A 23,034-nucleotide genomic window follows, 5' to 3' on the forward strand; every position below is an offset into this window, starting at 1 on the left:
CAGATAGAGCGATTTTAACCCAGTAACGCTTCGATATCGGCCTTGAGCGCCTCAGGCTTGGTGGTCGGGGCATAGCGCTTTACGCTTTTGCCATCGCCACTGACCAGGAATTTGGTGAAGTTCCATTTGATTCCCTGCGAGCCCAACAGCCCCGGCGCACGCCTCTTGAGCTGGACAAACAACGGATGAGCCTGGGGGCCATTGACCTCGACCTTCTTGAACAGCGGGAAGCTCACGCCAAAATTCAGCTCGCAAAACCCGGAAATGGCCGCTTCGTCGCCCGGCTCCTGCTTGCCAAACTGGTTACAGGGGAAGCCCAGAATCACCAGCCCCTGATCCCTGTACTGCTGCCACAACGCCTCCAGCCCTTTGTACTGCGGGGTAAAGCCGCACTTGCTGGCCGTATTGACCACCAGCAGCGCCTTGCCGCCGAAATCGCCAAGGGCCTTTTGCTCACCGACCAGTGTGGTACAGGCAATATCGAGCAGGTTATCGTTCATGGCAACACCTCAAAAAGTCAGACGCGAGGGACCAGGTCCAGGCACACCGAGTTGATACAGTAGCGCAGCCCGGTCGGGGGCGGACCGTCAGGGAACACATGGCCCAGATGCGCATCACATTTGGCGCAGACCACTTCGGTACGCACCATGCCGTGGCTGACGTCACGGATCTCGACCATCGCACTGTCGCCAATGGGCCGGGAAAAGCTCGGCCAGCCGCAGCCAGAGTCAAACTTGGCGCGGGAGTCAAACAGCGGCGCGTTGCAGCAGATACAGTGATAGACACCGTCAGTTTTGGTGGCGTTGTATTTCCCCGAAAACGGCCGTTCGGTGCCTTTGAGGCGGCACACGTTGTATTGCTCCGGGTCGAGCATGGCCTTCCATTCGTCCAGGGTTTTGTTCAACTTTTCCATGGTTCTGCCTCTGTCACTGAAAAACCCCGACCGGTGGCTTTTCCAGGGATCGGGTGGCACGTATGATTGCGCCTCGTTAATCACCAGTCTGGCACCCGCCCTAGCTGCATTCAAACGGATTCTTGAAGCAAAGCGGTGTTAGCCACTGTGTGCAAACACAGAATTTCCCAGTGCAGTGGTCATCACATCGCCTGGATCGTTCATTTTCGGGATCACATCGCCATGCAGGTCAGCAAATCAAACAAGCTCGCCAACGTCTGTTATGACATTCGCGGCCCGGTGCTCAAGCACGCCAAACGACTGGAGGAGGAAGGCCATCGCATCCTCAAGCTGAACATCGGCAACCCGGCACCTTTTGGTTTTGAAGCGCCGGACGAAATCCTCCAGGACGTGATCCGCAACCTGCCGACAGCCCAGGGCTACAGCGACTCCAAAGGCCTGTTCAGCGCCCGCAAGGCAGTCATGCAGTACTACCAGCAAAAGCAGGTGGAAGGTGTCGGCATCGAAGACATCTACCTGGGCAACGGCGTGTCCGAGCTGATCGTGATGTCGCTGCAGGCGCTGCTCAACAATGGCGACGAAGTTCTCGTACCAGCACCGGACTACCCGCTGTGGACCGCTGCCGTGACGCTGGCTGGCGGCCATCCGGTGCACTACCTGTGCGACGAGCAAGCCAACTGGTGGCCTGATCTTGAGGACATAAAAGCCAGGATCACTCCAAACACCAAAGCCATGGTCATCATCAACCCGAACAACCCGACGGGTGCGGTGTACTCCAAGGAAGTCCTGCTGGGCATGCTCGAGATTGCCCGCCAGCACAATCTGGTGGTGTTCTCGGACGAGATCTACGACAAGATCCTCTACGACGACGCGGTGCATATCTGCACCGCTTCACTGGCCCCTGACGTGTTGTGCCTGACCTTCAACGGCCTGTCCAAGTCGTACCGGGTTGCGGGTTTCCGTTCGGGCTGGATTGCCATCTCCGGGCCCAAGCAAAACGCTCAGGGCTATATCGAAGGCATCGACATGCTGGCCAACATGCGCCTGTGCGCCAACGTGCCCAGCCAGCACGCCATTCAAACCGCATTGGGCGGCTACCAGAGCATCAATGATCTGGTACTGCCCAACGGACGCCTCCTTGAGCAACGGAACCGCACTTGGGAACTGCTCAACGCGATCCCCGGTGTCAGTTGCGTGAAACCGATGGGGGCGTTGTATGCGTTCCCGCGTATCGACCCGAAAGTGTGCCCGATCCTCAACGACGAGAAATTCGTGCTGGACCTCCTGCTCTCGGAAAAACTGCTGGTGGTACAAGGCACCGCCTTCAACTGGCCGTGGCCGGATCACTTCCGCGTCGTGACCCTGCCTCGTGTCGACGAGCTGGACATGGCCATTGGCCGGATCGGTAACTTTCTGAAGACTTATCGTCAGTAGTTTCTGAATATGTTGTGCGACCAATCAAAAGTCGCACAACATGTGTCTGATGAAACATTCTTCATTCTGCGTCTTTACGGACCTCCCCCGCCTTCAATAGCCTCATGAAAACCATAAAGCCCTTTATTTACTGGCGCTCAGTGGAACTTTTGGCCAAAAAAAACGCTCCTTCATATTAGGAAATTCCCAGCAAACTACTAAAATCAGGCTGCAGGACACAGTTTGAAATAGTCACCTGGTTGAATAGCCTGTGGCAGCACCTTATATACCCCGCATACGGCAACACCCTTAAGACGAGGAGATTCATACAACCATGATGCGCATTCTGCTGTTTTTGGCCACTAACCTGGCGGTCGTGCTGATTGCCAGCATCACCCTGAGCCTGTTCGGCTTTGACGGGTTCATGGCGGCCAACGGGGTTGATCTGAACCTCAGTCAGCTGTTGGTGTTCTGTGCGGTCTTTGGTTTTGCAGGGTCTCTGTTCTCGCTATTCATATCCAAATGGATGGCGAAGATGAGCACCAGCACCCAGGTGATTACACAACCTCGTACTCGTCATGAACAATGGTTGATGCAAACCGTTGAACAACTGTCCCGCGAAGCCGGGATCAAGATGCCTGAAGTGGGGATTTTCCCGGCATACGAGGCTAACGCCTTTGCCACGGGCTGGAATAAAAACGATGCACTGGTCGCAGTCAGCCAGGGCTTGCTGGAGCGTTTTTCGCCCGACGAAGTAAAAGCGGTACTGGCCCACGAAATCGGCCACGTTGCCAACGGCGACATGGTCACCCTGGCGCTGGTGCAGGGCGTGGTGAACACCTTTGTCATGTTCTTTGCCCGGATCATCGGCAACTTTGTCGACAAGGTGGTGTTCAAGAACGACGAGGGCCGCGGCATTGCCTACTACGTTGCGACCATCTTCGCCGAACTGGTCCTGGGTTTCCTCGCCAGCGCCATTGTGATGTGGTTCTCGCGTAAACGTGAATTCCGGGCTGACGAAGCCGGTGCGCAGCTCGCCGGCACCTCGGCAATGATCAGCGCCCTGCAGCGCTTGCGCTCCGAGCAGGGTCTGCCGGTTCACATGCCGGACACCATGGCGGCTTTCGGCATCAACGGCGGCCTCAAACAAGGCCTGGCGCGGATGTTCATGAGCCACCCGCCACTGGAAGAACGTATCGACGCACTGCGTCGCCGCGGCTAACCCCACGGCAAACATAAAAAGGGCGACCCAGGTCGCCCTTTTTTGTGCCCGGGTTTTGCTTCAGGCGATTTTGCTCAGGCGATACACCCGCTCCACCAGTCGCGTCACGCCACTCTTGAGGAACTTCCACTCCTGATCGAGTACATCCGGCTGCTCGAGCACTTCCAGCGCCCAGGCATGCGACAGCAGGCTTTGTACCTCGGCGTCCGGCACCGAGAACGGCGGGCCGTTCATTTGCGACTGATCGTAATCCAGGGTAATCAACAGCCCCCGACAGCCTGGCGGCAGAATCCGGCTCAGGTGCCGAGCATAGGCCGCACGCATCTCGGGAGGGAATGCGATGGTTGCAGCGCGGTCATACAACCCCACACAGGAGGCCACGTCAGCCTCAGTCAGGGCAAACACATCACCGCAGAGGATCTTCACAGGACCCGCCTCGTACACCTTGAAGGCGCCCTGCTGACGAACCTGTGGCTTGACCTGTTGTTCACTGAAAAACTGCTCCACGGCCGTCTGCGTCAGCTCCACGCCCAGCACTTCATGACCGTTGGCCGCCAGCCAACTCATATCCAGGCTTTTGCCGCATAGCGGCACCAGCACACGACCGCCCTCCTCCACCCCCAGTGCCGGCCAAAGGCGCTGAAGGTAAGGGTTGACCTGCGACAGGTGAAAGCCAATCTGATTGCGATCCCAGCGGTCGTGCCAAAATTCGGGCTGCATGATTCACCTTTAAATTCGATAGATAAGCACTAAAACTTATATTGGATTTAGATCAATGATCAGGATGAAGATGACGCATCTCAACTTCGAGGACCTCTTTCATGCTCCCCAGCCTGTTTATCTCCCACGGCTCCCCCATGCTAGCACTGGAACCGGGCGCCAGTGGCCCGGCGCTCAAACGCCTGGCGGCCGAACTGCCGCGCCCCAAGGCCATAGTGCTGGTGTCTGCGCACTGGGAAAGCCCCGACCTGCGGGTCGCCAGCCACCCGTCACCGGAAACCTGGCATGACTTTGGCGGCTTCCCGCCAGCACTGTTTGCCGTGCAATACCCTGCGCCCGGCGACCCGAAGTTGGCCGCGAACATTGTGGAATTGCTGGCAGACAACGGCTTGCCGGCGCGACTGGACGCCAGACGCCCTTTTGACCATGGCGCCTGGGTGCCACTGTCCTTGATGTACCCGGATGCGGATATCCCGGTGGTGCAGGTCTCGTTGCCCAGCCAGTTGGGCCCGGCGGGCCAGACCAGGGTAGGCCATGCACTGGCGGTCTTGCGCAGCGAGGGGATTCTGGTCATCGGCTCGGGCAGCATCACCCACAACCTGCGCGAACTGGACTGGCACGCAGGCCCTGAGAGCATTGAACCCTGGGCCAAGGCGTTTCGTGACTGGATGATCGACAAACTGGCGGCTGATGACGAAACGGCGCTGCATGCCTACCGCACACAGGCGCCTTTCGCCGCTAAAAACCACCCCAGCGACGAGCACCTGCTGCCGTTGTATTTTGCCCGTGCCGCGGGCGGCCAGTTCAGCATTGCCCACCAGGGCTGGACACTGGGTGCGTTGGGGATGGATATCTACCGGTTTGGCTAGCGCCCCGCTCCCACAAAGGCCAGCAAATACAAATCCCGGACAAAAAAAATCCCCGCACCAGGCGGGGATTTTTTTAGCGATCAATCACTGCAAGAGTGATTAATCTTCGCGGTAGCGACGCAGTTTCAACTGCTTGCCAGCAACGCGGGTGTCTTTCAGTTTGGCCAGCAAACCTTCCAGACCGGCTTCCGGCAGTTCTACCAGGCTGAAGCTGTCACGCACCTGGATGCGACCGATAGCTTCACGAGCCAGGCCACCCTCGTTGAGGATAGCGCCCAGCAGGTTCTTGGCAGCGATACCGTCACGCGCACCCAGCGCGGTACGGCAACGTGCACGGCCTTCAGCCAATGGAACCGGAGCACGACGCTCGCGATCACCACGATCAGGACGGTCACCCGAACGCTCGGAACGCTCACGCGGTGCACTGTTAGGCACCAGTGGACGTTCACGCTCGATGGCTGCCAGGGTCAGGGCCTGACCGTTGGTTGCCTTGCGCAGCAGAGCAGCGGCCAGGGCACGCGGGCTGCAGCCGATATCGGCAATCAGGCGATCCAGCAGATCACCGTGAGTCGATTCAGCGTCAGCGACCAGCGGCGTCAGGCTGTTGGTCAACTTCTTGATGCGGGCATCAAGAACAGCCTGGGCATCCGGCAGACGGACTTCCGCAACTTTCTGACCGGTTACACGCTCGATCACTTGCAGCATGCGGCGCTCACGAGGAGTCACCAGCAGCAGTGCGCGACCTTCGCGACCGGCACGGCCAGTACGGCCGATACGGTGAACGTAGGACTCTGGATCGTAAGGCATGTCAACGTTGAACACGTGAGTGATACGTGGAACATCAAGACCACGTGCCGCTACGTCGGTTGCCACAACGATGTCCAGACGGCCATCCTTGAGCGAGTCGATAACGCGCTCACGCTGGTTCTGGGCAATGTCACCGTTCAGCGCAGCAGCTTTGTAGCCTTTGGCTTCAAGGGCGCTGGCCAGATCCAGGGTCGCTTGCTTGGTGCGAACGAACATGATCAGGGCGTCGAAATCTTCAACTTCCAGCAGGCTCAATACAGCCGAGGTCTTCTGGTCAGCATGAACCAACAGGTGAGCCTGTTCGATCGCGGTAACGGTCTGAGTCTTGGTCTGGATCTTCACGTGTTGCGGATCGCGCAGATGGCGTTCGGCAATGGCACGGATCGACTGCGGCAAGGTTGCCGAGAACAATACGGTCTGACGGGTTGGCGGAAGTGCCTTGAAGATAACTTCAAGATCGTCCATGAAACCCAGTTTCAACATTTCGTCAGCTTCGTCCAGAACCAGGTGGTTCACGGTCGACAGCACTTTTTCGTCACGACGCAGGTGGTCGCACAGACGGCCCGGAGTGGCGACAACGATCTGTGCGCCATTACGGATTGCTTTCAGTTGTGGACCCATAGGGGCGCCGCCGTAAACGGCCACAACGGTAACGCCCGGCATTTGCTTGGCGTAGGTTTCGAAAGCGGTTGCTACTTGCAGCGCCAACTCACGGGTTGGCGCCAGGATCAGGGCTTGCGGCTCGCGCTTAGCAGGATCGATGCGGTGCAGGATCGGCAGGGCGAACGCGGCGGTTTTACCCGTACCGGTTTGCGCCTGACCAATCATGTCGTGACCGGCCATGATGATCGGGATCGATTGCTGCTGAATAGCCGAAGGTTCTTCGTAGCCAGTCGCGATGACAGCAGAAAGAATGTTCGGATTAAGATTAAAAGCGGCGAAGCCGCCGGTTTCCTGGGTCATGGGTCTGCCTCTAAGTGCATCCGCAAAGACCCATGCTCCAAAGCTGCGCATGCCGTGTAAGACTCAAGAGTCGCCCTGGCTGCTTTGTCGGCGGGGATTTGCGAAAACGTTTAAATGAATGGAGCGTTCAGGGTTGTCCGCGAAACGGACGAGCAGCCGAAGCGTGCTTCGGGAAATGCGACACCTAAACGTGGCCCGGCTAAAGGCCGGCGCGCACTATACCGGATTTATCAAAAAAAAGAAGGGTTTTTTTGCCACAAAATCGTCTGTATCCCTCTGTGGACCGGGCTTTAACGTTTTTTTTCGTCCTTGAAAAAGCTTTTCGTGCCGGGCCACTCTGGGTGAAACGCTAAAACGTTTCACCGCTTGGCATCAAGTCGCCGGGCGAATTGCCTTGATCAGGGACTCCAGCGAATAACCCAGACGCGGAGCCAGGACTTGTGTCCGGACTGTCAGCGCGTCGATATCGAGTGCCTGTTCCAGGTCAGCAGGCACCATCAGGATGACATTACCCTCCTTGACCGGCAGCTCCCAATAATGGCGGTGATACAGGCCGCGCAGCAACGCAGCCCCCAGCGGCTTGCCATCGTCGGTGGCCCACTGGTTGATGATCAGCCAGCCATTGGGGGCCAGCTTCTTTTGACAGTTTTCAAGGAATGTCCAGGCCAGGTGACCCGCTGCCGGTCCAAGATCGTTGTACAGATCGACAAAAATCAGGTCCGCGGGCTCGGCGCTGTCCAGCAGCTCCAGGGCATCACCGATACGAATATACAAACGCGGATCATCATCCAGGCCCAGGTATTCGATGGCCAGACGCGGCACATCCGGGCGCAGCTCGATGGCTTCGACATCTTCCAGGGGCAAAAACTTGAGACAGGCCTGGGTCAGAGTTCCGGCACCCAGCCCCAGAAACAGTGCGCTTTCCGGAGCGTCATGGCACAACGCACCAATCAGCATGGCGCGGGTGTAGTCGTATTCCAGCCAGCTGGGGTCAGCAGTGAACACGCAGCTTTGCTCGATCGCATCGCCGAATTCGAGGAAACGGTAGTCAGCCACTTCCAGCACTCGAATCATGCCGAAGTCATCATGAACTTCGGCGAGCAGACGCTCTACGCGCTCCTCAGACATTTCCTCTCCTTGCCGCGCCCCGGTACTACCCGCGGCGCTGAAAAAACAGCCACTCGATATCGAGCGCAAAGGCGCGATTGTCGGCCATTGCGGCGCAACAGGTCACGCACTAATTGCTGCTAACATGGGCCATCTCCAACAAATACTAGAGTCTGCGATGAGCCCAATCTGGACCCCTGACAGCTGGCGCGCCCTGCCGATCCAGCAACAACCCCACTACCCTGACGCGGCGCACCTGCTGCGCGTCGAGCAAAGCCTGGCCAGTTACCCGCCACTGGTATTTGCCGGCGAAGCCCGGGAACTGCGCCGACAGTTTGCCGAGGTCACTCAAGGCAGGGCGTTTCTGCTTCAGGGCGGTGATTGTGCCGAGAGTTTTGCGGAGTTTTCGGCAGCCAAGATTCGCGACACGTTCAAGGTCCTGCTGCAAATGGCCATTGTCATGACCTTCGCGGCAGGGTGCCCGGTGGTCAAGGTCGGGCGCATGGCCGGGCAATTCGCCAAGCCGCGCTCGGCCAATGACGAAACCATCAACGGCGTGACCTTGCCTGCCTATCGAGGCGATATCGTCAACGGCATCGGCTTTGATGAAAAAAGCCGCGTGCCAGACCCTGAACGCCTGCTGCAGTCCTATCACCAGTCCACCGCCACCCTGAACCTGCTGCGCGCCTTTGCCCAGGGCGGCTTTGCCGACCTGCACCAGGTGCACAAGTGGAACCTGGACTTCATCGCCAACTCGGCCCTGGCAGAGAAATACAGCCAGCTGGCCGACCGTATCGATGAAACCCTCGCCTTTATGCGTGCCTGCGGCATGGACAGCTCGCCGCAACTGCGCGAAACCAGCTTCTTTACTGCCCACGAAGCGTTGCTGCTGAATTACGAAGAAGCCTTCGTACGCCGCGACAGCCTGACCAACGATTACTACGATTGCTCGGCACACATGCTCTGGATCGGCGACCGCACACGCCAGCTGGACGGCGCCCATGTCGAGTTCCTGCGCGGGGTCAACAACCCGATCGGGGTCAAGGTCGGCCCGAGCATGAACAACGAAGACCTGATCCGCCTGATCGATATCCTCAACCCGGACAACGACCCGGGCCGCCTCAACCTGATCGTGCGCATGGGTGCCGACAAAGTGGGCGATCACCTGCCGCAGCTGATCCGCGCGGTAGAAGGCGAAGGCAAGCAGGTGCTGTGGAGTTGCGACCCGATGCACGCCAACACCATCAAGGCCAGCAGCGGCTACAAGACCCGTGATTTCGCGCAAATACTGGGTGAAGTGAAACAGTTCTTCCAGGTTCACGATGCCGAAGGCAGTTACGCAGGTGGCATTCATATCGAAATGACCGGCCAGAACGTGACCGAATGCATCGGCGGTGCCAATCCGATTACCGAAGACGGCCTGTCGGACCGCTACCACACCCACTGCGACCCGCGGATGAATGCCGATCAGTCACTGGAGCTGGCGTTTTTGATTGCCGAGACGCTGAAGCAGGTCAAGCGCTGAAGAGCACCCTAACCCTCTCCCGGAGGGAGAGGGGACTGACCGCACGCGGTTTCAAGAACACCGACAATCAGCTCCCTCTCCCTCAGGGATAGGGCTGGGGTGAGGGGCAGCAAACACCGCGCCCTCACCTGTTAAACGGATCATCCCAAAAAGCCCGATGGCTTTCGGCCTCGATATCCGCCCTGCTCAACCCAAGGTCCTTGAGCGCCGCATCACTGATCTGCCGCAAGCACGCCCGCTCCCGCGACAGTTGATACCAGCGCGAAATCCGGGCAATCCACACTACGCCTGTTTGACCTTTCATCACTTGAGCCCTCCTGTGGTATGGCTCAAGTGTCTGCGCGGGCATAAGATCAATCCAACGAATGTTTCTTATGCGATACATCTGCGAGATTGATCAATGGCTGAATTTCCCAGCATCGACACCGACCTGCTGCGCACCTTTGCCGCCATCGCCGATCACGGCGGCTTCACCCGCGCCGCCGAAGCGGTCAATCGCACCCAGTCGGCGGTCAGCATGCAGATGAAGCGCCTGGAAGAAGACGTGCTGCAATGTGCGCTGTTCCAGCGCGAAGGGCGCACTGTCAGCCTGACCCAGGAAGGCGTGGTGCTGCTCGGTTATGCCCGGCGCATCCTCAAGCTGCACAGCGAAGTGTTCAACACCCTGCGCCAACCACAGATGGTGGGCACGGTGAAGATAGGTTCGCCGGATGATTACGTGATGCGTTTTTTGCCCGGCGTATTGTCGCGCTTTGCCCAGGACTACCCGCTGATCAACGTCGAGGTACATTGCGAGCCGTCATCCCAGCTGTTGCAGCGTAATGATCTGGACCTGACGATCGTAACCCGCAAACCCGGTACCGAAATGGGCCAGATCCTGCGCCAGGAACGCTTTGTCTGGATGGTGGCCCAAGGCTTTTCGCCCCATGAACAAACACCCCTGCCCCTGGCAATGTTCAATACCGACTGTTTTTGCCGGACCTGGGCCTGTAATGCCCTGGATATTCAACAACGTGAATACCGGGTTGCCTACACCAGTGCCAGCCTCGCGGCGATCAACGCCGTGGTCAGCACCGGGCTCGCCGTCACCGCTCAGCTACAAAGCCTGCTGACGCCCGACCTGCGCATCATCGGCGCGGCCGAGAACCTGCCGGAGCTTCCCTCAGCCAGTATTGTGCTGTTACGCAAAGCCAACAGCGCGTCGTCACCGATCATTGAGTGCTTTGCCGAATACATCGTCGAAGGCTTCAAGCTTTGAGCGCCAGCAACCCCGCGCACAGCAGCAAGAAAGCACAATACAGGCCGCGCAACAGGCGCTCCGGCAAAGCGTGAGCCAGCCTGACACCCCAACTGATGCTTAACAGCCCACCAATGGCCATCGGTACGCCCATGGCCCAGTTGACCTCGTCATGCACTGCATACGTCAGCAAAGTCACCGCCGTACTTGGCGCAGCCAGGGCCAGTGACAGGCCCTGGGCCACAACTTGAGTGGTGCCGAACACACTGGTCAGCACGGGCGCCGCCACCACGGCGCCACCGACACCAAACAGCCCTCCGGTCGTGCCTGCCACGGCACCCAGCACCCCGAACCACGGCCAGCCATAGCGTGAACCGGCCACAGGCGGGGCTGGCGAGGTGTACATTTTGATCAGGTTATAGAGGGTGATCGCCAGCAAAAAGACGATAAAGCCCCAGCGAATGATCCGCGCATCCACGCCAACGGCGAGCATCGCGCCCAACCAGGCGAAGCAAAAACTCATCAGCACCAGCGGCAATGCCTGACGCAAATTGATCCTGTTGCGTTGCTGATAGCGGTACAACGCCAAGAACACATTGGGCACCGACATGGCCAGGGCCGTGCCTTGCGCCAATTGCTGGTCCAGACCGAACCACAACCCCAGTACCGGGATCGCGATCAGACCGCCTCCAATTCCGAACAACCCGCCCAGCGCCCCCATGGCGATACCCAAGGCTGCATACATTACAAAATCGATCAGCATTACCACCCCTCGTTGTGAGCACCCATGCTAACCAGTCCCCGGCGCCGGGCAAAGCGCAGAACCGGGGCTTTTTCATCGAGCAAAAAAAAGCCCGGCATCAAGGCCGGGCTTTTTCATCGTGCGGTTAACGCAAGGTTTAAACCTTGGCGCGGCCCTTGTAGGAACCACCGTCACGGGTATCGATTTCGATCCAGTCACCGATTTCAACGAAATCAGCAACGCTCAGCTCGGTACCGTTTTTCAGTTTGGCAGGCTTCATCACCTTGCCCGAAGTGTCGCCGCGAGCGGAACCTTCGGTGTAGTCAACCTGACGCACGATAGTGGTCGGCAGCTCTACGGATACCAGACGGTCTTCGAAGAAGATCGCTTCGCAAACGTCGGTCATGCCTTCTTCAACGAATGGCAGAACGGCTTCGATGTCTTCAGCGTTCAGCTCGTACATGGTGTAGTCAGTGGTGTCCATGAACGTGTAGGTGTCGCCGCTGATGAAGGACAGGGTCGCTTCTTTGCGATCCAGGATCACGTCTTCCAGCTTGTCGTCAGCGCTGTATACGATTTCGGTCTTGTAGCCAGTCAGCAGGTTTTTCAGCTTGGTCTTCATGATCGCGCTGTTACGACCGGACTTGGTGAATTCAGCTTTCTGAACCAACCAAGGGTCGTTTTCGAGCTTGATGACTGTACCGGGTTTAAGCTCTTTACCAGTTTTCATTACGAATATCCGAATTTGGATTGAGATTTACAAAAATCTAGGTCGCGTATCATATCCAATTTCTATAAAACAGTACTAGCGCTTGCGCAAGATCAGCCTGTAATGACTGTTCCAGACACCACTGTTCAGCGTGTGCAGCGATTTCAGGCCAGCATTGGAGCACCCCATTCCAGCTTTCGCCCATCTCGGCGCCAGCATTCCAGGCATGCCAAAGCCCGGTAACCGCCCGGGCTGCCTGTGGTGAAAGGCCTTTGACGTAGAGGTCGAGGAATGCGTTGAGCTTGACCCAGTGCGCGTCTTCTTCCTGCTCATAGATATGCCACAGCAGCGGGCGCCCCGCCCATTGCGCCCGCACAAACGAGTCTTCACCGCGCACTGCGTTGAAATCACAGCTCCATAACAGGTGGTCGTAATCCTCTTGCCTGACGAACGGCAACGCCTGAACGGTCAACGCCCCGCGCTGTTCGACCGCACCCAGGGGTAACTGCTCAATACCCAGCCACTGCAGCAGATCACCCATGATCCGTCCTTGTGGCACCAGCAGGTGGGTCGGCCCGGCCCCCGCCGCCATTGCATCCAGCCAGCTGGCCAGGCCGTTATTTTCATAGGCAAATAATGAAATCAGCCGCGCATTATGCGCCGGGCAAACCCCCAGCCCCTGCAAAAATACCTGCTTGGCCTGCGGGTCCTGCTCAAAGGCGTGGCGGCGCTGCAACAAGTCTGCCTCACGCAACAGCCCGCCAGTACCGGCATCAAACCCCGGAAAGAAAAACATCCGTTTCAAACCGTCAGGCCGCATCGATGGCAGGCCGTGGCAGCCGCTGACCCAGTCTTCGGCACTCAAGTACTCGAGATTGATCCACAACGCCGGTTTTTCGCGAGCCTTCATCGCCTGCAGATAGCCTTCAGGCAGTTTGCAGGCAAAGGCCTCGACCACCACGTCGGCAACCTCCGTCGCCGGCCACTGCGCCGGCCACTGGCAAACCTCAACCCCCTGCTGCCATTGCTGCGCAGCGCCGACATCCGCCTCGGGGCACAACGGCACAAACGCACGCAAGTCATCGACCCACAACCGTACGCCCTGCTGATGCTCGGCCACCAACTGCCGGGCCAGACGCCAGGTCACCCCGATGTCGCCGTAATTATCGACCACACTGCAAAAAATATCCCAGGAGGCTTTCATACCGGGCTCCAACATTCAAAAGGGGGGATTGTCCGCATAATTGGCTGCGTACAGAAGTCTTGAGGCGGATTAATCTGCGCGGCACTCGTGCGACAATCGACGTTCGTCACTATCAAGCTGCGACCATGAACAAGACTGCTGTGCACCTGCTGATGCTGGAGAAACTCGAAATCGACCTCGATGTCCTCCAGCGCGCGGCGCAAACCGCCTATGAAGCGGCCACCCATGCGGAAAACATCGCCGAGAACAAATACGACACCCTCGGCCTGGAAGCGTCATATCTGGCCACAGGACAGGCACGCCGGGTTGAGGAAATTCGCCAGGCGTTGAAAAACTGCCGGGCCATGACCCTTGCGCCGTACAACCCGGCGCAGGGCATTCAGATCGGAGCGCTGGTCAGGCTGGAAGCCGAAAATGGCAGCGAACAGTGGCTGTTCCTCGCCCCCGATGCCGCCGGGCTCAAGCTCGACCACAGCGGGCAGACGGTCACCGTCATCACCCCGCGCTCACCCCTGGGGGCCGCCTTGCAGGGCAAACAGCTTGATGATGAAGTGCAGATCAATGTGGGCGGTGCGGTACAGGTGTTTAGCGTTTGCGAAACGCTCTAGACAACTGTGGGAGCGGGCTTGCTCGCGATAGTATCGCCCCGGTCACGCAGATAAACCGCGGCAGCTGAATCGCGAGCAAGCCCGCTCCTACCAAAGTTTGATGCATGCCTTACTTGGCAGCAGCCACCATGCGGTTCAACTCACTGCGCACCATGTTGGCGTATTCCGGCGGTGACATGACGTCCAGTTCCGAGCGCACCCATTCAGCCCATTTGCCCTTGCGCTTGGCGCGTTCACCAAACAAACGCGCCGCATCCCCTTTGGCCTTGCCAAGGTTGCTCTGCCAAAGGTCATACAAACGGGATTTTTCATCTTCAAGCGCTGCACGCTCTGCGAGAGGCTTGTTGGCGAGGTTGAAGCTCATGTGAATTTCCTGCGGTGTTAATTAGGTGACATCTTACACCCTACAAAGAAGTGTCTCAGTCTGGTTTTTGACTACGCTGTCAGCTCAGGCGCAAATCAGATGCAACTTTTTAGCATTGGGTTGACTCCATTACATATCACCCCTTTAACCTGCAAGGAGTACCGCAATGGCTCGAAAAAATGCCGTACAAGCTGAAGATCAAATCAAGGATCAAGCGTTCAGCGAACTGCAAGACCTGATTGCCGAATCTGAAAAGCTGCTCAAGGACAGCGTGTCCCTGGTCGGTGAAGAAGGCGAAACCCTGCGTGCCCAGGTGAGCCTCAAGCTCAAGCAGGCACTGGATTCAGTGACCAACGTGCGCGAGCGCACCAAGCCTGTGGTCGACGCCACGGAAAGCTATATCGGTGGCCATCCATGGCAGACCGTGGCCATCTCGGCCGGTTTCGGTCTGGTCGTTGGCCTGCTGCTGGGGCGTCGCAACTAACATCGGCTGCCACTGTTGCCTGCACAGCCCCTGGTGATTATTGCCAGGGGCTGTGTGGTTTAAAATTTAAAACCGCCGACATATTCAGTGACATTCTCCGCTGACATTCTGATACTTCGTCGCATTCCCCATGCCAACGAGACAGTCAATGTCCACGTCTACTGCTGCAACAAAACCTCTTAGCACCGCCCTGATTCTGCTGATGGCCACCGCCACCGGCCTGGCTGTTGCCAGCAACTATTACGCCCAACCCCTGCTGCACACCATCGCCCAGCAACTGGGCTTGAGCATGGGCAGCGCCGGTACCGTGGTTATCACTGCCCAGCTCAGCTATGGCGCTGGCCTGTTACTGCTGGTGCCGCTGGGTGATCTGTTCGAACAACGCCGACTGATCGTAACCATGACCGTGCTCAGCGCCCTGGGCCTTCTGCTAAGCGCATTTGCCCCTTCGTTGACGTGGCTGTTGATCGGCACGGCACTGACCGGACTGTTTTCGGTATCGGCCCAGGTGCTGGTGCCCATGGCGGCCAGCCTGACCGACCCGCAAAGCCGTGGTAGGGTCGTTGGGACACTGATGAGTGGCCTGTTGCTGGGCATTTTGCTGGCCCGCACCGTAGCGGGCGCGCTGTCATCGGCAGGTGACTGGCGCACCATTTACCTGGTGGCTGCCGCCTTGATGCTGATCAGTGCCATCTCGCTGTATTGCGCCCTGCCCAACCACCATCAAAGCGCCGGGCTGAGCTACCCAAAACTGCTGAAGTCGGTGTTCACTCTGTTTATCGAAGAACCCGTACTGCGCCTGCGCGCCCTGCTGGGCCTGCTGACCTTCTCGCTGTTCGCCCTGTTCTGGACCCCCCTGGCCTTTTTGCTGGCGGTACCACCCTACAGCTACTCGGACGCGGTGATCGGTCTGTTCGGCCTGGCCGGCGCCGTCGGTGCGGTAGCGGCCAACTGGGCCGGACGCATGGCTGATCGCGGCAAGGGGCAACAGGCCACCACCGCTGGCCTGCTGGTGCTACTGGCCTGCTGGCTGCCCATGGCATTTGCCGGGCATTCATTGGTGGCTTTGCTGATCGGTGTGCTGGCCCTGGATTTTGCCGTGCAACTGGTCCATGTGAGCAACCAGAACGCGGTGTTCAAAGTCCGCCCGGCAGCCCGCAACCGCCTGAATGCTGGCTACATCACCTGTTATTTCATTGGCGGCGCACTGGGTTCACTGGTAGGTGCGCAGACCTACCCGGCCTATGGCTGGGACGGTATTGTCGTGGTCGGCGCCGTGGTCGCGACACTGGCATTGGCGGTATGGGGCTACAGCCTGCAGCGCGAAAGCAAGCTGCAACCGGTGGGCTAAGCAGCTATATGGCACTTTTCATCGTAATGCGAACTCGCTAGCATGCGAAAAATGCCCTGACCATCCGAGACGCCATATGATCCCTAAAGAATCCCGTAACGAACTGGCCCTGGATACTTTTATCAAGGCGCACCCTGAACTGATCGAAGAAATGAAAGAGCTGAGCGCCGAGGACCGCCAGCAACAGATTTTGTGGGCCTTTGAGGACGAAGCCGAAAGCCGCGGCCTGGAAGCCTGGGAACTGGCCCTGGAACTGATCGCCCGCTCCCCTGAAGAACTCAAGAGCATGCGCCTTGAAGTGCATCAGGAAGTCGCCGAAGCCCTGGACATGAGCTGGGAAGAGTACTGCGGGTTCAACGAAATCGCGGTCTGAGCCACGCCACGTTGCATAAAACGCCCGGTCGATCACTCACCGGGCGTTTTTGCACTTAAAGGATCAGGACTTGTGGTGGGCATCCACCAGTTTTTGCGCCATCAGCAGATGCATTTCCAGCTTGGGCAGGTACTTTTCGGCAAACGCCTGCAACTCCGGTGACTCGGGATTTTGCGCCTGCTCCTTGTACAACTCGATGGCCTGTTCATGGGCCTTGACCTGATTGGCCGCATAGGCCGCGTCGAACGAATCGCCCTCCTGCACTTGCAGCATCAGCTTTTTCGCCTTGTCGAGTATCTGCTCGTCGCTGGACACCTGCAGGCCCAGTCGGCTGGCAAGATCCTTCAAATCCCGATTGGCATTGGTATGGTCCTTGATGGCTTCCACGGCATAGCTTTCTATGTCCGTCGAAGAGGTTTTACTGATCGCCATACGGCTGGTCTCGATCTCCGCAATCCCTGCTGCATGAGCCTCATCAACAAAGTCTGCCGGACTGGCTGCGACTGCTGTGGCCGCCACGATCAGGGAGCAGACCAGGGCACAACCTGCCACAAAGCGTTTGGGGCCAATCAGGTGTTTCATAACGTCCTCCAGAAAAAGGCAGGTTTATTCCCTGCACAGAATCTGAAGGCACGTGATGGCAAAGGTTTAAATCAAAGCTGTTTTTTCTGACGGATGGCAACTGAAGGCACTTCAGCGAACCCTGAGCCATACTGTCCAGCAACACTTTGCGCCAAACAGGAGAAGCCATATGGACGCCTTCAGGGCCATGCTCGACAACTGGGAGTCCAGATCTCAGGAGTCCAGTGAGCGGGTTGAATACAACCTTTCACTACACAAGCGTGATTTGGTCAAAATCAAGGCTTTCGCCCAAGCCTACGGGCTGGATGAAGCCACCATTACCCAAAGCCTGATTCATTGCGCGCTTGAGCAAGCAGAGCAGGCCATGCCCTATGTGAAGGGCTCTGAGGTCATCAGGATTGAAGAAGGTGAAGAGATTTATGCCGATGCCGGCAAAACCCCAGCATTCGTGAAAGCGGAACAAGCAATTTCCAGAGAACTGGACCTGAACAGTCCGCCTTCCTGAATCAAGTCTTGGGCCGTGACCGGGTAGCGCTGCGCCCGGGGGCACCGGCAGGTGGCGTGTACTGCCGGGCCTGCGCGCAGCCCGCATTCAGCAACAGCACGCCAAAGGGGGAGCAGCCTTATCATCGTCTAAATCCATTTGAGCTCGAATGGGAGCGTTCAATGGCACTACCGGGTAGTAATCCTTCAATCCCGGCGCCACACGACCGAGCATTCGCAACAATTCGGTTCAGGCCAGTTACATAATATCAAACGTTAGTTTTCAGGCCGATATTTAACCCGACGCAAAAGTTAACCCCGCGCCACAAAGTTATTGTCCGACAATATAACGATATATATCCGCTCGTCCGACCAAACCGCCATAAAAACATTAAAACTTGCCCAATAAAATAAATGTGCTTTTCTAGTGAAGCGATCCCAACCCATTGTCTTCAAAGGATGAAGTGATGAACACTGACTCTCGAGCACCCAGTACGACTTTGCCAAAAACCGAGCAGGATTTAATTAACGACGTTACTCAAAAAATCACACAGCACAGTAATGAGCTACGTAAACGCTATCGCGTACTGGGTTTCCAGAATGCCATAGGCGCCAGCGTGATGGCTGTTTCTGTAACTGGCATGATAATAACGGGCACACTGTATATAAAAGGGCTTATTCCCGGCTGGCTTTGTATTGTAATCAATGCGTTGTTGACGTCATTTATTCATGAACTTGAACACGACTTGATTCATCGCCTGTATTTCAGAAAACACCCCGTGGCGCACAACCTGATGATGCTGCTGTGCTGGATAGCCCGCCCCGGCATGCCCAGCCCCTGGTTACGGCGTGAACTGCACTTTCATCATCACAAAGAATCCGGCACCCACACCGATGTTGAAGCCTGGATTACCACCAGCGGCAGCAAGTGGGGGGCCAAGCGCTTTTTAAAACTCATCGACGGTTTTGTCTTTGGCATTGTCAATGCCCTGTTCGCACCGACCTGGCAAGAAAAAATCAGGTTGACCGTCAAGGTGCTTCGGTTGAATGCGCCCATGGGGCTTCTGTACTGGGGCTGCTGGTATATATTCCTGGGTTACCACCTCTACACATGGGTGAACTCGCTGATGGGCCTCACCGTTGAGCTCTCTGCTGCCGCATCACTGCTGATACAGGTGGTCAATGCTGCAGTGGTGATTATCGTCGCGCCCAATATCATCCGTCAGTTCTGCCTGTTTTTTATCAGCTCTAACATTCACTATTTCGGCGACGTCATGCCACGCAATCCCTTGCAGCAAACCCAGGTCATGAACCGGTGGTGGCTGTGGCCATTCCAGTTGTTTTGCTTCAACTTCGGGAGCACCCATTGCATTCATCACTTTGTGGTCAAGGACCCGTTCTACCTGCGCCAAATGACCGCGCCCTTCGCCCATAAAGTTTTAGCGGACGCCGGTGTCAGGTTTAATGACTTCGGCACCTATAAGCGCTCAAACCGTTACAGCTTTACGCAACCGGAAGCTTAAGCAATCAACCCGCTTCTATTTGTTTGATCTCGCCCTATAAATATCACCCTAGCCAGTGACCTTCAGAACTGGCTAAGCCTTTATCAACCGCACATCCTGTAGGAAATCAGGGGGCTGTGTTGACTTAATGTGGCGTTTAAGGAGGGGTTCGAAACCGTCCATACCCGTTTTTTCAAATCACGGCCCCCGGCTTATAACGACTGCAGAGGATCTGCTGACTAACGAGCGGCCCCATGGCAGCCCCATGGGGTTGTGTGTCAACTTGTGGATCTGCTGCCTGATAGGGCATGTGTATTCTTTGCGTTTAGCCCTCGAAAAAAGGCAAGAACAGTAAGCACCTTGCTCATGAACAATTAAAAATAGCTCGGCGGGTTTTTTAAGAAATACTCAGCTTCCTGATTATTCCTTTCATTTATTCTGAGCAGCAAGCTCGGGTGAGCTCCTTTATAGCCTCTTGATTCTGCTGCAACAAAACCAGCTGATCTGTAGATGTTGGTTTGTACGTCTTGAAAAAGCATAAACCCTGTAGTTGCTTGTTGTTTCTCATATCCTTCTAGCAGCATTGACAGGCAGCTTAGGCCATATCCTTTCTTGCGGCTGTTTACCTCTGTAGCTAATGAGCCTATGCCTATCCATGAACTGTTGTTATGCCCCGGAATCACATAGGAAATGGCAGATGATATGGCCGTCATTTAGAGCAGCTCCGCAAAAGACATTGTCTGCTGGCACGTCGATCCAGCTTCCAACTATCCAGGCAATTTGCATGCAGGGCTCGCACAGATCAAACTCGCCAAGACTCCCACTTTTTCTGTAACTCAATATGCCTGATATGTTGCTAAAACCTTCCTTACCTGGAGTCATGCTCCGGCGATGGCGTCTCTTGCACCAAGTCAAACAATCCCATGCCGCAGAGTTGTTTAGCGTTACCCAATCGACTATCTCTCGCTGGGAAAGTGGCGTACTGGATTTGGATTCCCTCGCACACGAAAAGCTTGAGAAGTTGCTGGCTGCTCGCCTCACTACAGCCGCTGATCAAGCGCTGGGCCGAATGGTTCGTGAAAGCTCGCGCCCCGTTCATCTCATTTGTGATTTGACGCACCGTTTGCTTGCTTGTTCATCTTCGCGAGCAGCCCAATTCGCGACTCCTGTCAGCGAGCTGCTGGGTAGTTCTTTATGGCGCTTCGCTACGCCAACTATTATTAGCATGGAGGCTGACCTGGATAGACTGGGTTGGCGGGAAGCCTTCGCACCACCAGCGCTGGAATTTCTAACGGGCGACAATCATTCGTCCATTGTTCCGATCAGCCAAAGCTTATGTCGCTGGACACGAATCCCCCTTTCGGACGGAGCAACAACACGCCTGGTTGAGTCGCTCTGACTGCACCCTGCATATTTTATGCGTAGACGCTAATGATCTTGAGATCTAGTCTGGCTGAACCAGGTGAGCGGACATTCTGTCCGGCCCACAGAGTCAGAGGTGTTCATGGACATCGAAAAAATCAAAGGGCGCCTCCAATTTCTACGTGAGGCGGAAAAGCTCAAGGATGTACTTAGAAGCGCGCACACCTCTTCCGGGCGAACCGAAAGCACGGCAGAGCACAGCTGGCGCTTATGCCTGATGGCCGTCGTCTTTGGAGATTATCTGACCGGTCTCGACAGGTTAAAAATGCTCAAGATGTGTGTCATTCACGACTTGGGAGAGGCCATCAGCGGTGACATTCCCGCCGTCAATAAAGATTCGTTTCCCAACAAGAGCGAGCAAGAGAGGAGCGACCTCATTCTCTTGACCAATACTCTGGATGAATCATTAAAAGCCGAGATATTGGCACTTTGGGACGACTACGAAAATGCTTTGTCACCAGAGGCGGTAGCCGTCAAGGCGCTAGATAAGTTGGAAACAATGCTTCAGCACAACCAGGGCAAGAACCCACCGGACTTCGATTACGAATTCAATCTTGCCTATGGCAAAAAATACACAGATGCCGCCCCTCTATTCGAGGCGCTTCGCAATATCATCGACGAAGAAACCAAAGCTAATATGCTTTTGAATCCGAAATGAACAAGTGCCACGTTGATGTGAATTGACTCCTTTGCATCAAAAAGTCCTACCTTTGCAGGAATCCGCAGGGCTCTCGTCTTCCAAAACTCTCCGCCCAGCCCGCGGCCCTGTCCGCTGTCAACCAGGCGCAGAACTGCGGAAAAAAAGACCTGCTTAGCCCGCAGACGAGGTGGGGGGACGACAGTGCGCGCCAGGGTATGAAGCATGCCACTACCCTGCCCGTCAAAATTGCTATCCGATGGCCTTCACCTGAGAGCCCTGTTGCCTTTATGAGTGGCGCCAAAGCTTGACCACCTTCTATCAACACTTTGACGAGAAGCGCTGTGCGCTCTCACTGGCAGCCTCACAAGGTGTGTTTACAGTTCTATTTGTTACGAGCCGTAAAAAACCGCCTCGATGGGCGGCTTGGTCATACGATAACGCACAGGTCAAACGATGATCGTGTGAGGGTATCCGTGCATGGCACTATCGTGAGTCACCAGGCTGATACCTTCTGCAAGCGCTTGGGCAACCATGATGCGGTCAAATGGATCGCGGTGATGGTTCGGCAGATTGCCTACAGTCAGCCCGTGATCAGAAGTGATCGGCAATTCGAGGTAGCCTGCATCTATCAGCACTTTGCGTAGTACAGCAGGAATAACGCCGGTGCGCTCGGCGCCTTTGATGGTCAGCTCCCAGATGCTGGCTGCGCTGAAATAAAGGGTGTTGGCCTCATCGTCGATAAGCTGGGCGGCAGCCTTGGGCAGTTTGTCGTCGCCAATAGCTGCCCAGATCAGGATATGCGTGTCGAGCAATAACCTCATGCCTTTCCCTCAAACAGATCTGCTATTTCAGCATCCAGAGCGTCCGAAGCATCGGCGTTGAATGTCACACCCGCGAGCATCCCGCGGCGCTTGGGGGGTGTAATAGGAACCAGCTTGGCCACTGGCACGCCTGCCTTGGCGATGATGATGGTCTCCCCGCCCGCTGCCGCATCAACAAGCTGCGAGAAGTGTGTTTTCGCTGCATGGATGTTGTGGATCTGCATATGGCTACCTCCCAAGGGTTGGTTGATGAGGTTAGCCTAGTCCAGCCAATGGACTAAGTAAAGTATGGTGAATGCTACCGTGTTTACACCTGAGGGCTAAGACTTGCGCCTCCAAAACAGCAGAGGTCAACTTGGGGCTGGAAGCCGGTTTGCGGGACTTCTCTTGCAGTCCCGACTGACCGTGCGCCTCGTAACGTTAAGCCACTTGCAGGCCATTTGCGGGCTGATGCCAAACCGTCGACACAGTTCTCGTTTATTGCTACCGGGTTGCCGTGCTAAGGCAACGAACTCTTCTTTCAGGCTCATTGCATCTCTCGTGTCCCAGGGCATGATGGTTTTCCGGCGAAGTTGGCTCCCCGAAAAGTGTCCACCATGTCCCCGCACACCCGTCAACCTTATGTCCGGTCCGTACACACGGGGATGAAGGGACCTACCCCAAAGGACGGGGGGCCCAGCCAGAAAAAGCCCTACGTATTCTCATATTATTCCAATACCACCATTTTCCAGACGCCAGAAACCACAAACCCCCGACTTTCTCTAGGAAAATCAGGGGTTTGTGTTTACTTAATGTGGCGGTGAAGGAGAGATTCGAACTCTCGATACAATTTCTTGTATACACACTTTCCAGGCGTGCTCCTTAAGCCACTCGGACACTTCACCGTATCTCTTCAAACAAGTTCTGTCTGTCGAGGCGCGCTAATGTAGTCGAAAGCTTTCGATATGACAAATGTTTTTTTCAGAATTTTCAT

Annotated in this window: 27 protein-coding genes, 1 tRNA gene and 1 pseudogene; 13 read left to right on the top strand and 16 right to left on the bottom strand. The window is 56.4% G+C overall.

Features of this window, described 5'->3' with window-relative positions; genetic code table 11:
* Positions 1–14 precede the first annotated feature (14 nt).
* Both EQV96_RS06115 and msrB read right to left on the bottom strand, forming a co-directional pair.
* Positions 15–500, bottom strand: a complete 486-nt coding sequence (locus EQV96_RS06115; RefSeq protein WP_095002239.1) for a glutathione peroxidase — start codon at positions 498–500, stop codon at positions 15–17.
* Positions 501–517: 17 nt separating this feature from the next.
* Positions 518–913, bottom strand: coding sequence for a peptide-methionine (R)-S-oxide reductase MsrB (msrB, locus tag EQV96_RS06120; RefSeq protein ID WP_130872517.1), 396 nt, complete (start codon positions 911–913; stop codon positions 518–520).
* Between the two features lie 222 nt (positions 914–1,135).
* Here msrB and EQV96_RS06125 point away from each other — a divergent pair, with 222 nt between their 5' ends.
* Complete coding sequence (locus EQV96_RS06125; protein WP_095002241.1) at positions 1,136–2,347, top strand: pyridoxal phosphate-dependent aminotransferase; 1,212 nt, start codon at positions 1,136–1,138, stop codon at positions 2,345–2,347.
* 313 nt (positions 2,348–2,660) lie between these two features.
* Positions 2,661–3,548 carry a protease HtpX gene (gene htpX, locus EQV96_RS06130; RefSeq protein ID WP_088379295.1) on the top strand — a complete coding sequence of 296 codons (888 nt, stop codon included), beginning with the start codon at positions 2,661–2,663 and terminating at the stop codon, positions 3,546–3,548.
* 60 nt (positions 3,549–3,608) lie between these two features.
* Here htpX and EQV96_RS06135 read toward each other — a convergent pair whose 3' ends face one another.
* Positions 3,609–4,268, bottom strand: coding sequence for a thiopurine S-methyltransferase (locus EQV96_RS06135; protein WP_240881564.1), 660 nt, complete (start codon positions 4,266–4,268; stop codon positions 3,609–3,611).
* A gap of 101 nt (positions 4,269–4,369) precedes the next feature.
* Between EQV96_RS06135 and EQV96_RS06140 the strand changes: the two genes are divergently transcribed.
* Positions 4,370–5,137 carry a class III extradiol ring-cleavage dioxygenase gene (locus tag EQV96_RS06140; RefSeq protein WP_095019382.1) on the top strand — a complete coding sequence of 256 codons (768 nt, stop codon included), beginning with the start codon at positions 4,370–4,372 and terminating at the stop codon, positions 5,135–5,137.
* 99 nt (positions 5,138–5,236) lie between these two features.
* Here the strand turns inward: EQV96_RS06140 and EQV96_RS06145 are convergent, their stop codons facing one another.
* Both EQV96_RS06145 and EQV96_RS06150 read right to left on the bottom strand, forming a co-directional pair.
* The gene (locus EQV96_RS06145) at positions 5,237–6,907 is read right to left on the bottom strand and encodes a DEAD/DEAH box helicase (RefSeq protein ID WP_095002244.1); all 1,671 of its coding nucleotides are present in this window, start codon (positions 6,905–6,907) and stop codon (positions 5,237–5,239) included.
* Positions 6,908–7,279: 372 nt separating this feature from the next.
* Complete coding sequence (locus EQV96_RS06150; protein ID WP_240881566.1) at positions 7,280–8,035, bottom strand: spermidine synthase; 756 nt, start codon at positions 8,033–8,035, stop codon at positions 7,280–7,282.
* Positions 8,036–8,192: 157 nt separating this feature from the next.
* Between EQV96_RS06150 and EQV96_RS06155 the strand changes: the two genes are divergently transcribed.
* Positions 8,193–9,539 carry a 3-deoxy-7-phosphoheptulonate synthase class II gene (locus EQV96_RS06155; RefSeq protein ID WP_095020307.1) on the top strand — a complete coding sequence of 449 codons (1,347 nt, stop codon included), beginning with the start codon at positions 8,193–8,195 and terminating at the stop codon, positions 9,537–9,539.
* A 124-nt stretch (positions 9,540–9,663) separates the two neighbouring features.
* On the opposite strand, the gene EQV96_RS06160 is transcribed toward EQV96_RS06155, so the two are convergent.
* Positions 9,664–9,843: a DUF1127 domain-containing protein gene (locus tag EQV96_RS06160; protein ID WP_095025155.1), complete on the bottom strand. Its 180-nt coding sequence runs from the start codon at positions 9,841–9,843 to the stop codon at positions 9,664–9,666.
* Between the two features lie 96 nt (positions 9,844–9,939).
* Here EQV96_RS06160 and EQV96_RS06165 point away from each other — a divergent pair, with 96 nt between their 5' ends.
* The gene (locus tag EQV96_RS06165) at positions 9,940–10,797 is read left to right on the top strand and encodes a LysR substrate-binding domain-containing protein (protein ID WP_095002248.1); all 858 of its coding nucleotides are present in this window, start codon (positions 9,940–9,942) and stop codon (positions 10,795–10,797) included.
* On the opposite strand, the gene EQV96_RS06170 is transcribed toward EQV96_RS06165, so the two are convergent.
* The 3 genes from EQV96_RS06170 to earP all read right to left on the bottom strand — a co-directional run bounded on the left by EQV96_RS06170 (position 10,787) and on the right by earP (position 13,431).
* On the bottom strand, positions 10,787–11,536 hold the full coding sequence (locus EQV96_RS06170) for a sulfite exporter TauE/SafE family protein (protein ID WP_176465201.1): 750 nt from the start codon (positions 11,534–11,536) through the stop codon (positions 10,787–10,789). The two genes, EQV96_RS06165 and EQV96_RS06170, sit on opposite strands and share 11 nt — an antisense overlap.
* A 139-nt stretch (positions 11,537–11,675) precedes the next feature.
* Positions 11,676–12,248: an elongation factor P gene (locus tag EQV96_RS06175; RefSeq protein ID WP_016780001.1), complete on the bottom strand. Its 573-nt coding sequence runs from the start codon at positions 12,246–12,248 to the stop codon at positions 11,676–11,678.
* Between the two features lie 49 nt (positions 12,249–12,297).
* On the bottom strand, positions 12,298–13,431 hold the full coding sequence (gene earP, locus EQV96_RS06180; RefSeq protein ID WP_240881568.1) for an elongation factor P maturation arginine rhamnosyltransferase EarP: 1,134 nt from the start codon (positions 13,429–13,431) through the stop codon (positions 12,298–12,300).
* A 125-nt stretch (positions 13,432–13,556) separates the two neighbouring features.
* Between earP and EQV96_RS06185 the strand changes: the two genes are divergently transcribed.
* The gene (locus tag EQV96_RS06185) at positions 13,557–14,039 is read left to right on the top strand and encodes a GreA/GreB family elongation factor (RefSeq protein WP_095002250.1); all 483 of its coding nucleotides are present in this window, start codon (positions 13,557–13,559) and stop codon (positions 14,037–14,039) included.
* 109 nt (positions 14,040–14,148) lie between these two features.
* Here the strand turns inward: EQV96_RS06185 and EQV96_RS06190 are convergent, their stop codons facing one another.
* Positions 14,149–14,403: a hypothetical protein gene (locus EQV96_RS06190; protein ID WP_095032180.1), complete on the bottom strand. Its 255-nt coding sequence runs from the start codon at positions 14,401–14,403 to the stop codon at positions 14,149–14,151.
* A gap of 166 nt (positions 14,404–14,569) precedes the next feature.
* Between EQV96_RS06190 and EQV96_RS06195 the strand changes: the two genes are divergently transcribed.
* The 3 genes from EQV96_RS06195 (at position 14,570) to EQV96_RS06205 (ending at position 16,611) form a co-directional block, all read left to right on the top strand.
* A complete protein-coding gene (locus EQV96_RS06195; RefSeq protein ID WP_095002252.1) occupies positions 14,570–14,887 on the top strand; it encodes a DUF883 family protein in 318 nt (105 codons plus the stop codon).
* A gap of 148 nt (positions 14,888–15,035) precedes the next feature.
* On the top strand, positions 15,036–16,238 hold the full coding sequence (locus tag EQV96_RS06200; RefSeq protein ID WP_095002253.1) for an MFS transporter: 1,203 nt from the start codon (positions 15,036–15,038) through the stop codon (positions 16,236–16,238).
* A 76-nt stretch (positions 16,239–16,314) separates the two neighbouring features.
* On the top strand, positions 16,315–16,611 hold the full coding sequence (locus EQV96_RS06205) for a DUF6388 family protein (protein WP_016779995.1): 297 nt from the start codon (positions 16,315–16,317) through the stop codon (positions 16,609–16,611).
* A 63-nt stretch (positions 16,612–16,674) separates the two neighbouring features.
* Here EQV96_RS06205 and EQV96_RS06210 read toward each other — a convergent pair whose 3' ends face one another.
* Positions 16,675–17,193 carry a DUF4142 domain-containing protein gene (locus tag EQV96_RS06210; RefSeq protein WP_095002254.1) on the bottom strand — a complete coding sequence of 173 codons (519 nt, stop codon included), beginning with the start codon at positions 17,191–17,193 and terminating at the stop codon, positions 16,675–16,677.
* A gap of 169 nt (positions 17,194–17,362) precedes the next feature.
* Here EQV96_RS06210 and EQV96_RS06215 point away from each other — a divergent pair, with 169 nt between their 5' ends.
* Together EQV96_RS06215 and EQV96_RS06220 are read left to right on the top strand one after the other, a co-directional pair.
* Positions 17,363–17,698, top strand: coding sequence for a hypothetical protein (locus EQV96_RS06215; protein ID WP_130872522.1), 336 nt, complete (start codon positions 17,363–17,365; stop codon positions 17,696–17,698).
* A 445-nt stretch (positions 17,699–18,143) separates the two neighbouring features.
* Positions 18,144–19,199, top strand: coding sequence for a fatty acid desaturase (locus EQV96_RS06220; RefSeq protein WP_095002256.1), 1,056 nt, complete (start codon positions 18,144–18,146; stop codon positions 19,197–19,199).
* A 353-nt stretch (positions 19,200–19,552) separates the two neighbouring features.
* Here EQV96_RS06220 and EQV96_RS06225 read toward each other — a convergent pair whose 3' ends face one another.
* Entirely contained in the window at positions 19,553–19,891 is a 339-nt protein-coding gene (locus EQV96_RS06225) for a hypothetical protein (protein WP_141228815.1), read from the bottom strand.
* Positions 19,892–20,019: 128 nt separating this feature from the next.
* Between EQV96_RS06225 and EQV96_RS06230 the strand changes: the two genes are divergently transcribed.
* Together EQV96_RS06230 and EQV96_RS06235 are read left to right on the top strand one after the other, a co-directional pair.
* Positions 20,020–20,577: a helix-turn-helix transcriptional regulator gene (locus EQV96_RS06230; RefSeq protein WP_095002257.1), complete on the top strand. Its 558-nt coding sequence runs from the start codon at positions 20,020–20,022 to the stop codon at positions 20,575–20,577.
* A gap of 105 nt (positions 20,578–20,682) precedes the next feature.
* On the top strand, positions 20,683–21,258 hold the full coding sequence (locus tag EQV96_RS06235; protein WP_095025163.1) for an HD domain-containing protein: 576 nt from the start codon (positions 20,683–20,685) through the stop codon (positions 21,256–21,258).
* Between the two features lie 428 nt (positions 21,259–21,686).
* Here EQV96_RS06235 and EQV96_RS06240 read toward each other — a convergent pair whose 3' ends face one another.
* The 4 genes and pseudogenes from EQV96_RS06240 to EQV96_RS06255 all read right to left on the bottom strand — a co-directional run bounded on the left by EQV96_RS06240 (position 21,687) and on the right by EQV96_RS06255 (position 22,945).
* Positions 21,687–22,061, bottom strand: a complete 375-nt coding sequence (locus tag EQV96_RS06240; protein ID WP_095025160.1) for a type II toxin-antitoxin system VapC family toxin — start codon at positions 22,059–22,061, stop codon at positions 21,687–21,689.
* A complete protein-coding gene (locus EQV96_RS06245) occupies positions 22,058–22,285 on the bottom strand; it encodes a type II toxin-antitoxin system prevent-host-death family antitoxin (protein WP_095002259.1) in 228 nt (75 codons plus the stop codon). The genes EQV96_RS06240 and EQV96_RS06245 overlap by 4 nt, the downstream gene beginning before the upstream one ends.
* Before the next feature lie 88 nt (positions 22,286–22,373).
* Positions 22,374–22,615: pseudogene (locus EQV96_RS06250) on the bottom strand (helix-turn-helix domain-containing protein); the annotation flags it as partial.
* Between the two features lie 240 nt (positions 22,616–22,855).
* Positions 22,856–22,945, bottom strand: a tRNA-Ser gene (locus tag EQV96_RS06255).
* Positions 22,946–23,034 lie beyond the last annotated feature (89 nt).

Source organism: Pseudomonas sp. TMW22080 (genome assembly GCF_022496745.1).
GTDB lineage: Bacteria > Pseudomonadota > Gammaproteobacteria > Pseudomonadales > Pseudomonadaceae > Aquipseudomonas > Aquipseudomonas bubulae.

Bases quoted from the DNA above. Each gene is read 5' to 3' on its own strand.
- EQV96_RS06125 (WP_095002241.1), top strand. From the start codon at position 1,136: ATGCAGGTCAGCAAATCAAACAAGCTCGCCAACGTCTGTTATGACATT.
- EQV96_RS06185 (WP_095002250.1), top strand. From the start codon at position 13,557: ATGAACAAGACTGCTGTGCACCTGCTGATGCTGGAGAAACTCGAAATC.
- EQV96_RS06190 (WP_095032180.1), bottom strand. From the start codon at position 14,403: ATGAGCTTCAACCTCGCCAACAAGCCTCTCGCAGAGCGTGCAGCGCTT.
- EQV96_RS06135 (WP_240881564.1), bottom strand. From the start codon at position 4,268: ATGCAGCCCGAATTTTGGCACGACCGCTGGGATCGCAATCAGATTGGC.
- htpX (WP_088379295.1), top strand. From the start codon at position 2,661: ATGATGCGCATTCTGCTGTTTTTGGCCACTAACCTGGCGGTCGTGCTG.
- EQV96_RS06140 (WP_095019382.1), top strand. From the start codon at position 4,370: ATGCTCCCCAGCCTGTTTATCTCCCACGGCTCCCCCATGCTAGCACTG.
- EQV96_RS06150 (WP_240881566.1), bottom strand. From the start codon at position 8,035: ATGTCTGAGGAGCGCGTAGAGCGTCTGCTCGCCGAAGTTCATGATGAC.
- EQV96_RS06215 (WP_130872522.1), top strand. From the start codon at position 17,363: ATGGACGCCTTCAGGGCCATGCTCGACAACTGGGAGTCCAGATCTCAG.
- msrB (WP_130872517.1), bottom strand. From the start codon at position 913: ATGGAAAAGTTGAACAAAACCCTGGACGAATGGAAGGCCATGCTCGAC.
- EQV96_RS06230 (WP_095002257.1), top strand. From the start codon at position 20,020: ATGCCTGATATGTTGCTAAAACCTTCCTTACCTGGAGTCATGCTCCGG.
- EQV96_RS06175 (WP_016780001.1), bottom strand. From the start codon at position 12,248: ATGAAAACTGGTAAAGAGCTTAAACCCGGTACAGTCATCAAGCTCGAA.
- EQV96_RS06225 (WP_141228815.1), bottom strand. From the start codon at position 19,891: ATGACGGCCATATCATCTGCCATTTCCTATGTGATTCCGGGGCATAAC.
- EQV96_RS06160 (WP_095025155.1), bottom strand. From the start codon at position 9,843: ATGAAAGGTCAAACAGGCGTAGTGTGGATTGCCCGGATTTCGCGCTGG.
- EQV96_RS06155 (WP_095020307.1), top strand. From the start codon at position 8,193: ATGAGCCCAATCTGGACCCCTGACAGCTGGCGCGCCCTGCCGATCCAG.
- EQV96_RS06205 (WP_016779995.1), top strand. From the start codon at position 16,315: ATGATCCCTAAAGAATCCCGTAACGAACTGGCCCTGGATACTTTTATC.
- EQV96_RS06220 (WP_095002256.1), top strand. From the start codon at position 18,144: ATGAACACTGACTCTCGAGCACCCAGTACGACTTTGCCAAAAACCGAG.
- EQV96_RS06235 (WP_095025163.1), top strand. From the start codon at position 20,683: ATGGACATCGAAAAAATCAAAGGGCGCCTCCAATTTCTACGTGAGGCG.
- EQV96_RS06200 (WP_095002253.1), top strand. From the start codon at position 15,036: ATGTCCACGTCTACTGCTGCAACAAAACCTCTTAGCACCGCCCTGATT.
- EQV96_RS06195 (WP_095002252.1), top strand. From the start codon at position 14,570: ATGGCTCGAAAAAATGCCGTACAAGCTGAAGATCAAATCAAGGATCAA.
- EQV96_RS06165 (WP_095002248.1), top strand. From the start codon at position 9,940: ATGGCTGAATTTCCCAGCATCGACACCGACCTGCTGCGCACCTTTGCC.
- EQV96_RS06240 (WP_095025160.1), bottom strand. From the start codon at position 22,061: ATGAGGTTATTGCTCGACACGCATATCCTGATCTGGGCAGCTATTGGC.
- EQV96_RS06115 (WP_095002239.1), bottom strand. From the start codon at position 500: ATGAACGATAACCTGCTCGATATTGCCTGTACCACACTGGTCGGTGAG.
- earP (WP_240881568.1), bottom strand. From the start codon at position 13,431: ATGAAAGCCTCCTGGGATATTTTTTGCAGTGTGGTCGATAATTACGGC.
- EQV96_RS06245 (WP_095002259.1), bottom strand. From the start codon at position 22,285: ATGCAGATCCACAACATCCATGCAGCGAAAACACACTTCTCGCAGCTT.
- EQV96_RS06210 (WP_095002254.1), bottom strand. From the start codon at position 17,193: ATGAAACACCTGATTGGCCCCAAACGCTTTGTGGCAGGTTGTGCCCTG.
- EQV96_RS06145 (WP_095002244.1), bottom strand. From the start codon at position 6,907: ATGACCCAGGAAACCGGCGGCTTCGCCGCTTTTAATCTTAATCCGAAC.